The sequence below is a fragment of the Candidatus Allofournierella excrementigallinarum genome (genome assembly GCF_944388085.1).
Lineage (GTDB): Bacteria > Bacillota > Clostridia > Oscillospirales > Ruminococcaceae > Allofournierella_A > Allofournierella_A excrementigallinarum.
The window spans coordinates 1-8,816 of the sequence record NZ_CALXHK010000070.1 but is presented as its reverse complement, the minus strand read 5'-3'; the positions used below and the strand labels follow the sequence as shown (position 1 = coordinate 8,816).

The 8,816-nt window shown below is 60.4% G+C and carries 12 protein-coding genes; 6 read left to right on the top strand and 6 right to left on the bottom strand.

The features are described from left to right. Positions 1 to 272, bottom strand: a 272-nt coding sequence (locus ACH2AT_RS10155) for a transposase (RefSeq protein WP_394965754.1), incomplete at its 3' end; no start/stop codon positions are given. Positions 273 to 336: 64 nt separating this feature from the next. On the opposite strand from ACH2AT_RS10155, the gene ACH2AT_RS10150 reads away from it, so the two are divergent. Next, positions 337 to 1,119, top strand: coding sequence for a tyrosine-type recombinase/integrase (locus ACH2AT_RS10150; protein ID WP_394965752.1), 783 nt, complete (start codon positions 337 to 339; stop codon positions 1,117 to 1,119). Positions 1,120 to 1,124: 5 nt separating this feature from the next. Then, positions 1,125 to 1,508, top strand: coding sequence for a DUF6262 family protein (locus ACH2AT_RS10145; protein WP_087254466.1), 384 nt, complete (start codon positions 1,125 to 1,127; stop codon positions 1,506 to 1,508). 36 nt (positions 1,509 to 1,544) lie between these two features. Here ACH2AT_RS10145 and ACH2AT_RS10140 read toward each other — a convergent pair whose 3' ends face one another. Continuing rightward, positions 1,545 to 1,838 (bottom strand): hypothetical protein, encoded by a 294-nt coding sequence (locus ACH2AT_RS10140; RefSeq protein WP_394965750.1) that lies wholly within the window; start codon positions 1,836 to 1,838, stop codon positions 1,545 to 1,547. 76 nt (positions 1,839 to 1,914) lie between these two features. After that, positions 1,915 to 2,352: a hypothetical protein gene (locus ACH2AT_RS10135; RefSeq protein ID WP_394965748.1), complete on the bottom strand. Its 438-nt coding sequence runs from the start codon at positions 2,350 to 2,352 to the stop codon at positions 1,915 to 1,917. Positions 2,353 to 2,617: 265 nt separating this feature from the next. Between ACH2AT_RS10135 and ACH2AT_RS10130 the strand changes: the two genes are divergently transcribed. Next, a complete protein-coding gene (locus ACH2AT_RS10130; RefSeq protein ID WP_394965747.1) occupies positions 2,618 to 3,115 on the top strand; it encodes a pyridoxamine 5'-phosphate oxidase family protein in 498 nt (165 codons plus the stop codon). A gap of 57 nt (positions 3,116 to 3,172) precedes the next feature. Here ACH2AT_RS10130 and ACH2AT_RS10125 read toward each other — a convergent pair whose 3' ends face one another. Then, complete coding sequence (locus ACH2AT_RS10125; protein WP_394965745.1) at positions 3,173 to 3,715, bottom strand: ECF transporter S component; 543 nt, start codon at positions 3,713 to 3,715, stop codon at positions 3,173 to 3,175. Between the two features lie 147 nt (positions 3,716 to 3,862). Here ACH2AT_RS10125 and ACH2AT_RS10120 point away from each other — a divergent pair, with 147 nt between their 5' ends. From ACH2AT_RS10120 to ACH2AT_RS10110, 3 genes are read left to right on the top strand one after another with little or no spacing between them, the layout of a single operon-like run. Beyond that, positions 3,863 to 4,552: a Crp/Fnr family transcriptional regulator gene (locus tag ACH2AT_RS10120; protein ID WP_394965743.1), complete on the top strand. Its 690-nt coding sequence runs from the start codon at positions 3,863 to 3,865 to the stop codon at positions 4,550 to 4,552. Positions 4,553 to 4,570: 18 nt separating this feature from the next. Next, positions 4,571 to 5,539: a glycosyltransferase family 2 protein gene (locus ACH2AT_RS10115; protein WP_394965741.1), complete on the top strand. Its 969-nt coding sequence runs from the start codon at positions 4,571 to 4,573 to the stop codon at positions 5,537 to 5,539. Then, positions 5,532 to 6,164 (top strand): flavin reductase family protein, encoded by a 633-nt coding sequence (locus ACH2AT_RS10110; protein WP_394965739.1) that lies wholly within the window; start codon positions 5,532 to 5,534, stop codon positions 6,162 to 6,164. Before ACH2AT_RS10115 ends, ACH2AT_RS10110 begins: the two co-directional genes overlap by 8 nt. Positions 6,165 to 6,218: 54 nt before the next feature. On the opposite strand, the gene pflA is transcribed toward ACH2AT_RS10110, so the two are convergent. Together pflA and ACH2AT_RS10100 are read right to left on the bottom strand one after the other, a co-directional pair. After that, on the bottom strand, positions 6,219 to 6,956 hold the full coding sequence (pflA, locus tag ACH2AT_RS10105) for a pyruvate formate-lyase-activating protein (protein ID WP_394965737.1): 738 nt from the start codon (positions 6,954 to 6,956) through the stop codon (positions 6,219 to 6,221). A gap of 15 nt (positions 6,957 to 6,971) precedes the next feature. Then, positions 6,972 to 8,816, bottom strand: a 1,845-nt coding sequence (locus tag ACH2AT_RS10100; protein ID WP_394965735.1) for a pyruvate formate lyase family protein, incomplete at its 5' end; no start/stop codon positions are given.

Below are 8,816 nucleotides of genomic sequence, written 5' to 3'. Positions count from 1 at the left end.
TACCGCTCAATGATGGCGGTTTCAAAGGAGATCCCCTTGAGCTTGGGCACCTTCAGGGTAACGTCCCCGGAAGTGGTGGTGAGGCTGCGGTGGTAGTGGCCGCTGCGGTAGCCCTGCCGCTGCTCATTGCGCTCGTACCAGGCCGCTTGGGTCAGTTTCTCCGCCTCGGCCTCCAGCAGTTCGTTGAGGGTTTCCTCTACGCTGCCACGCACCAGCTCCTTAAGCTGCCCCTTGATTACTTCCTCGTTTAGCTGTACAATCTTCTCGGACATGGTTTGCTGTCTCCTTTCAGAATGGTTAGTGTCACAACTTCATTCTACCAGAGATCTGCAAACCATGTCTCTTTTTATCTACTTTTCAATTTGCGAAACTTATTGTACCTTATCGCCGGATCAGGAAAAGCCCATCGGCGGGTATGCCACCTACATCGCCACCCGTGAAGGTGTGGAGAAGATCGATGAGTCTTTCAAGCTGGCTCCCGCAACAGTGAAACAACAAAAGCTCATCGAAAAGCTCCTGCGGGATTTCCCGGATAGTGCCACGATGCTGGAGTATGAGGACTACCAGAGAGAAAAGACCGTAGGAGTTGCCTCTGAATTTATCACCCGTGCCATTGAGGATAATGCCCATGAGATCCTGAACCAGAGAACCTATGCCGACTACATCGGCACCCGGCCTGGTGCGGAACGGTTTGGCAGCCATGGGCTGTTCACGGATGATGGTGTCCCGGTCAAGCTGAAAGAGGTATCCCAGGAGCTGAACGCTCATCAGGGAAATGTGTGGACGCTTATCTTCGTGGACGCCAAAGATCCCTGCCGTCCACTTCAATATACAACCATAAAGCATAAGGTACTGCGGTTGATCAAAAGTGAAGACCTACGGGATGATGAAGGGAAACTGTTTAAATTCAGCTCCCATATGTTCCGGCGGTCTTGCGGAGTTAAACTGACAGAACTGCATTTGGATGACTGGACGATAGCAAAACTCCTGGGGCATAAAAAACATAAGCGCAGTAAAGCATTACAGAAAAATGAGCAACCAACTCCTTGCCGAAGAAACCCGGAAGGCACGGGAGCAACAGACCAGAATCCTACTGGCAAATTTAGATGGATGGGGTGAAGAATATGAACAAATACGACAGGATGATTGAAATGAACCGGGAACGAAGCGATGAAAAGATTGCTGCGGCGAAACTGGCAATCCGCAAACTGTTAGATCAGGGAGAGAGGGTATCGGTTCCGCAGCTCGTAAAGATGACAGGAGCTTCCAGAGGATTCTTCTATAAGAATCCCATTGTGAGGGCCGAAATTGACCGGGCTATGGAACAGCAGGCCGGAACCATCAATCCACGCAGAGGTATCCTGGACAAAGCAATGGAAGGACGGATCGATCTCCTTCAGGAAGAAATTTTCCGGCTCCGGCAGGAAAATCAGGCGCTCCGTGATGAAAACCAAAGACTTCAGAAAATCATTAGCAAGAAAAGCCGGAGTGAATTCCGAAGCTTGTAAATAACAAAATATAGGAAAATACATAGAGACAGCGGATCAAGCAGCCGCTGTCTCTTGCCATTCATAAAACGTATGGTAAACAATTAAACATAGGTATTTGTATAAACGGGTAAGCCGAAGTACAATAAATAGGAAATTACGTTGATAATTCAAAGCCATTGGCAAAGTAAAATACGAATAGTTTTCGCTGGTTTCTCTTCCTAAGCCAGGGTTTGCATCTTCGGGCATAACTTCTCCCCCAAGAGCCCCGTTATGATACAGCTGCAAAAGTTCCTCCACTTTTTTTAATATATCCGCTTTCTTTTCAGCGCTTAGTTTGATTTCATCCATTTTCAATGATCCTTTCCCTGCCCTTTGCCGGGCACAGCTTTTTCAGCGCGGGAACGCCTTCGCCTCCCCGGCCCGCTCAACAGCCTTTGTATTTTTCCAGAAAGTCGATCAGGTTCATCTGCTGTACATCCCTTAAAATTTCCGCATCCTCAAACCACCAGGGATCGCCCACATACTTTCTGCTGCTCATATAGGCCCAGCGGCTCTCTTCCCAGTTCACCCACACCGGGCACGGGTCGCAGTGATACAAATATATATTCTGGTCGATCACCAGCCCGCTCGTCTCGCTGATCTGGTACATCCTGGCAAACAGCGAAGAATCCCCGCCCTCGGCAAACTTCCGGTATTCCCCAAGGAGCGAGGCAATGGGCGCCGTTTCGTCCACCGCGGTTTTGAGCAGGGCATCTGCCGTTTCAAGGGAAGGGATGGAAATGGTATAGGACTTACAGCCAAGAAGAGAAACGCGGGAGGCCAGCGCCGGGGTGACCTCTTTCCGGATGATGATCTGCTTCATCTTCACGCCCTCCTTGCGCAAAACCGCCCCGGTGCTTCGTTTTTGCGCACCGCGGTCTTTTCCATGCTTACAGTTTACTCCCCGGTCCCGGCGGTTTCAAGCGGAGCAGCGGCAAAGGCGCCCTTCTGCTCCCTTGACTTTTGCCGACTCCGCACGTATAATTTTTCTGAAAAGCCGCCGGGTTTTGCGTCTTGGTCTCATTCCATTAGGCCTTAGAAGGAATGCGGACGGGGCGCTTCATTTTTTATCATCGAGAGGTGTTTTTATGTTCAAGGAAATGCGCCGCCGCAAGCAGCTTTTGAGCGCCGAGGATTCCGCTGCCGTGCTGAACAGGGGAACGTCCGGGGTGCTGGCCCTTTTGGGCGACGACGGCTACCCCTACGCCGTGCCCCTCAGCTATGTCTTTGACGGTGACAAGCTCTATTTCCACTCGGCCAAAGCCGGCCACAAGCTGGAGGCCATCCGCCGCTGCCCGAAGGCTTCCTTCTGCGTCATCGACCAGGACCAGATCGTGCCCGAGGAATACACCACCTATTTCCGCAGCGTCATTGCCTTCGGCGCCATCCGGGAGCTGGAGGAGGACGGCGAGAAGCGGGCGGCCATTGAAAAGCTGGCCCGCAAGTATGCCCCCAACGACACCCTCGACGGCATGAACGCCGCCATCGAGCGGGACTGGGCGCCCCTGTGCATGCTGGAGATGACCATCGACCACATGACCGGCAAAGAGGCCATCGAACTGGTGAAGGCCAAAGAGGCGAAATAAAGCGGCAGGAGCCGGCCCCTTTTGCGGGGCCGGCTCCTTGGTTCGTTTTGAGAGTTTTCAGGCCTTTTCCAGCACGAAGCCCTTTACCTTGCGCAGCAACGGCCAGAGGACGGCGCACAGCACGCCGCCGATGAGGGCGGTGATGAACTGGTTGACGCCGAACATGGTGCTCACGGTGGCCACCTGCTTTTCGTTGAGCACGGCGCCGAAGAGGGGCAGCAGCACGAACTGCAGGCCGCCGGCCATCACGGCCACTTTGGCCGCCGCACCCAGCAAAAAGCCCAGCCAGAAGAATTTATCCTGTTTGCGAAGCAGCCAGGCGCACACCACCAGCGCGGCGTTGCCCGCCGCCACCAGCACGATGAGCTGGGGCATGAGCTGCATGACGGGGCTGGGGGCGATGAGGAAGGCCAGGATGGGGCTGAGCACCGCGATGCAGAGCCCGCTGCCCAGGCCCACCGCCAGGGCGGCCAGCAGCAGGATCAGGTTCACCAGCGGGCCGGTGATGAACTGGCTGACGGTCTTGAACTGCTGCACCACCACGCAGAGCGCCAGCAGCAGCGCAGTGCGGGTGAGAAAGCGGGTGTAATACTGTTTCATAAAATTTCCACCTTTCCCGGGGCCCCTTCGCCCCTCTTTGCATTGCTTTTCCTTGAAGATTTTACTATAATGTGGGATAGATTGCTGTTGCCGCCGCAACAGTTGTGATTTTTTTGTTTATCTTCCTTGTGCAGAAAGGAGCCGCCCGTGGAAGAATACTATCCCCTGCTGGCGGCCACGCCCCTGTTCGCGGACATCCCGCCCCAGGGCCTCGCCCGGCTGCTGGGCTGCTTTGCGCCGGCGGTGCGCCGCTACGAAAAGGGCGGCATCCTGCTTTTGGCGGGCTACCACACCGGCGAGATCGGCGTTCTGCTGGAGGGCAGCGCCACCGCCCTCAAGACCACGCCGGACGGCGCGGCGGTGGCCATCACCGACCTTGTGCCGGGCAGCGTGTTCGGGGACGTTTTGGCGGGCAGCGCGGTGAAAAGCCCGGTGACCATCACCGCCCGCAGCCCCTCGAAGGCGATGTTCATCTCCTGCCGCAGGCTGCTGTGCCCCTGCGCCGCCATGCACCCGGAGCATGCCCAGCTGATGCAGAACCTGGTGCGCACCATCTCGGAAAAATACTTCGAGCTGAGCCGCCGGGTGGACCTGCTCATCCTGAAAAGCCTGCGCTCCAAGCTCTGCGCCTACCTGCTGGAGCAGGCAAAGGCCGCCGGGGCGGACACCTTTTCCATCCCCTTCTCCCGGGCGGGGCTGGCGGAGTATCTGAACTGCGAGCGCAGCGCCCTGTGCCGCGAGATCTCCCGCATGCGGGCCCAGGGCCTGATCGAGACCTATAAAAACAGCTTTAAGATCCTGGACCGGGCGGCCCTTGCCCGGGAATACCAGCGCTGAATTCTGGAGGAACGAAAAATGAAGGAACTGCCGGTCTTATACATCGTCATCCCCTGCTACAACGAGCAGCAGGTGCTGCCCGTCACCGCGCCCATGTTCTTTGCGAAGCTGCGCGGGCTGATGGCCCAGGGCCTCATCGCGCCCCAAAGCCGGGCGGTGTTCGTGAACGACGGCTCGAAGGACGACACCTGGGCCATCATCCAGGACCTGGCCGCCAGGGAAGAGCTGGCGGAGGGGGTGTGCCTTTCCCGCAACCGGGGGCACCAGAACGCCCTTTTGGGGGGCCTTTTGACCGTGAAGGACCGCTGCGACATCACCATCAGCATCGACTGCGACGGCCAGGACGACCTGAACGCCATGGACGAAATGGTGAAGGCCTACCACGACGGGTGCGAGGTGGTGTACGGCGTGCGCTCCAAGCGCACCACCGACACCTTTTTCAAGCGCTTCACCGCCGAGAGCTTCTACAAGCTGATGAACTGGATGGGCGCGCAGGTGGTGTTCAACCACGCGGACTACCGCCTGCTCAGCAGCCGGGTGCTGAACGAGTTTGCCAACTTCAAGGAAGTGAACATCTTTTTGCGGGGCATGGTGCCGCTGGTGGGCTTCAAGAGCACCAGCGTCTACTACGAGCGGGCCGAGCGAATCGCGGGCGAAAGCCACTATCCCCTGAAAAAGATGCTGGCTCTGGCTTTTGACGGCATCACCAGCCTTTCGGTGAAGCCCATCCGCATGATCACCGGCTTTGGGATGCTGGTAAGCTGCATCAGCTTCATCGGGGTGATCTGGGCGATCGTTGCGGCGCTGCTGGGCCACACGGTGGCCGGCTGGGCCAGCACCATCTGCATCGTCTGCTTCATGGGGGGCATCCAGCTTTTGTGCCTCGGGGTGATCGGCGAATACATCGGCAAAATTTACATGGAAACCAAGGCCCGGCCCCGCTTCATCATCAGCGAGACCACCTTTGAGGAGAAGGCCCATGAGTGAAGAAAAACTCTCCTGGCCGGGCAGCGCCCTGCTGGGGCCGGTGCCCCCGGTGCTGGTGAGCTGCGGCGAGGGGGAAAACGCCAACCTCATCACCATCGCCTGGGCGGGCACCGTCTGCACCCAGCCGCCCCGGGTGTCCATCTCGGTGCGGCCCGCCCGCCACAGCTACGGCCTCATCAAAGAAAGCGGCGAGTTCGTCGTCAACCTGCCCACCGCAGCGCTGGCCAGGGCGGTGGACTGGTGCGGCGTGAAAAGCGGCAAAGATGTGGACAAATTCGCCGCCATGGGCCTGCACGCCGCCCCCGCTTCAAAAGTAAGCTGCCCGTTGCTGGCGGAGAGCCCGGTGAATCTGGAATGCCGGGTGTTCAAGCGCATCGAACTGGGCAGCCACGACCTGTTTTTGGCGGACGTGGTGGCGGTGGACGTGGACGCGGCCCTTTTGGACGGCGCGGGCAAGCTGCATCTGGAAAAGGCGGGCCTTCTGGCCTACGCCCACGGCGACTACTACGCTTTGGGCAAGCAGCTGGGCAAGTTCGGCTGGAGCGTGTGCAGGAAAAAGCCCGGCGGAAAAAAGCCGGGCACGCGCCCCCAGGCCCCTTCCTCCCCCCGGCGGCCCCGCAGATGAACCGGCGCAAAACGCGCCCTTCGGGACAAAGGTTCCGAAGGGCGCGTTTTCGTTTTATTCCGCCGGGGCGGCCAGGAGCCCCAGCGCCGCACGGAAGGGCGCAAGGTGCTCTTCGCCCGCCGGGGGCGTGCCCTTCAGCGGGAAGGGGATGCCCAACGCCGTGTACTTTTCGATGCAGAGGGTGCGGAAGGGCAGCAGCTCCACCCTTTCCACGTTGTCATACCCCCTTGCCAGCGCCGCCAGCCGGGCCGCGGCTTCGGGGCCGTCGTTGAGGCCCGGCACCACCACGTGCCGCAGCCACACCGGGCGGCCCATCTCGCGGCAGAGGTCCAGAAACTCCAGCGTGTGGGCAAGGCTGCCGCCGGTGAAGCGGCGGTAGCCCTCTTCGGTGGTGAATTTCAAATCGGCCAGCACCAGGTCGGTGTGGGCCAGCACCTTTGCCGCCTCGGGCAGGCTCGCCGCACCGGAGGTGTCCAGGGCGGTGTGGTAGCCCTCGGTTTTAAGGGCCGCCAGCAGCGCCGCGGCAAAGGCGCTCTGGGCCAGCGGCTCGCCCCCGGTGAGGGTGACGCCGCCCCTCTTTTTGATATAGGGCGCGCAGCGGCGCACCTTTTGCAGCACCTGCTCCACCGTGGCTTCCTGCCCGCCGCCAAAGGCCCATGTGTCCGGGTTGTGGCAGTAGGCGCAGCGCAGGGGGCACCCCTGAAAGAACACCACATAGCGCAGGCCGGGGCCGTCCACCGCCCCCATGGACTGGAAGGCGTGGACGCGGCCGGAAAGGGCGCTGTTTTCCATGGGCGGGGCCTCCTTTTACATGGCGCTGTGGAAGGTGCGGCGGATGACCTCCCGCTGCTGCTCCCGGCTGAGCTTGTGGAAGTTCACCGCGTAGCCGGAGACCCGGACGGTGAGGTTCGGGTATTTGGCGGGGTCCTCGCAGGCTTCCTCCAGCATCCGGCGGTTCATCACGTTCACGTTCAGGTGGTGGGCCATCTGGGCAAAGTAGCCGTCCAGCAGGGCCGCCAGATTGCCGCAGCGCTCGGCTTCGGTCCTGCCCAGGGCCTCGGGCAGGATGGAGAAGGTGTTGGAGATGCCGTCCTTGCAGCAGTCATACTTGAGTTTGGCCACCGAGTTGAGGCTGGCCAGTGCGCCGCTTTTCTCCCGCCCGTGCATGGGGTTCGCGCCGGGGGCGAAGGGCTCGCCCGCCTTGCGCCCGTCGGGGGTGGCGCCGGTCTTTTTGCCGTAGACCACGTTGGAGGTGATGGTGAGCACCGAAAGCGTCGGCTCGGCGTTCCGGTAGAGGGGATGCTTTTTCAGCTCCTCAAAGAAAAGCCGGGCCTGCTCGGCGGCGATGGAGTCCACCCGGTCGTCGTCGTTGCCAAAGGCGGGGTACTCCCCTTCCACCTCAAAGCCGCTGATGAGGCCGGTGGCCTCGTCCCGCACGCAGCGCACCTTCGCGTATTTGATGGCGGAGAGGGAATCGGCCAGCACGCTGAGGCCGGCGATGCCGAAGGCCATGTAGCGGTGGACCTCGGTGTCGTGGAGGGCCATCTGCAGTTTCTCGTAGGCGTACTTGTCGTGCATATAGTGGATGACGTTCATGGTGTTGGCGTACACCTTCGCCACCCAGGCGCGGTAAAAGTCCAGCCGGCGGCAGACTTCATCATAGTCCAGATACTCGCCCTTGAACGGCTCGGTGGCCGGGCCCACCTGCTCGTTCTTCATCTCGTCCCGCCCGCCGTTGAGGGCCATGAGCAGGAGTTTGGGCAGGTTGGTGCGGGCGCCGAAGAACTGCATGTCCTTGCCCACCCGCATGGCGGAGACGCAGCAGGCGATGGCGTAGTCGTCGCCGTAGACCGGGCGCATCAGGTCGTCGTTCTCGTACTGGATGGCGTCGGTGTCGCAGGAGACCTTTGCGCAAAAGCGCTTGAAGCCCTCCGGCAGCGCGCCGGACCAGAGCACCGTCAGGTTGGGCTCGGGGGCGCTCCCCAGGTCATAGAGGGTGTGCAGCACCCGGAAGGAATTCTTGGTCACCAGAGTGCGGCCGTCCAGCCCCATGCCGCCCACCGCCTCGGTGATCCACATGGGGTCGCCGCCGAACAGCTCGTTGTAGGCGGGGGTGCGCAGGTGGCGGGCCATGCGCAGCTTCATCACAAAGTGGTCCATCAGCTCCTGGGCGCCCTGCTCGTCCAGCACGCCGGCGGCCAGGTCCCGCTCGAAGTAGACGTCCAAAAAGGTGCTCACCCGGCCCAGGCTCATGGCCGCGCCGTTCTGCTCCTTGATGGCACCGAGGTAGCCGAAATAGAGCCACTGCACCGCCTCATGGGCATTGGCGGCGGGGCGTCGGATGTCGAAGCCGTAGGCCTTTGCCATCTCCGCCAGCTTGTTCAGGAAGTCGATCTGCCGCCACACCTCCTCAATGAGGCGGATGGCTTCGTCGGTCATGGGCTGTTTGTGCAGTTCGGCCATGTCCTTGCGCTTTTCTTCCGCCAGCTTATCCACGCCGTAAAGGGCCACTCGGCGGTAGTCGCCGATGATGCGGCCCCGGCCATAGGCGTCGGGCAGGCCGGTGATGAGGCCGCAGTGGCGGGCGGCGCGGGTCTCGGGGCCGTAGACCCGGAACACGCCGTCGTTGTGGGTGGTGCGGTAGCGGAACTC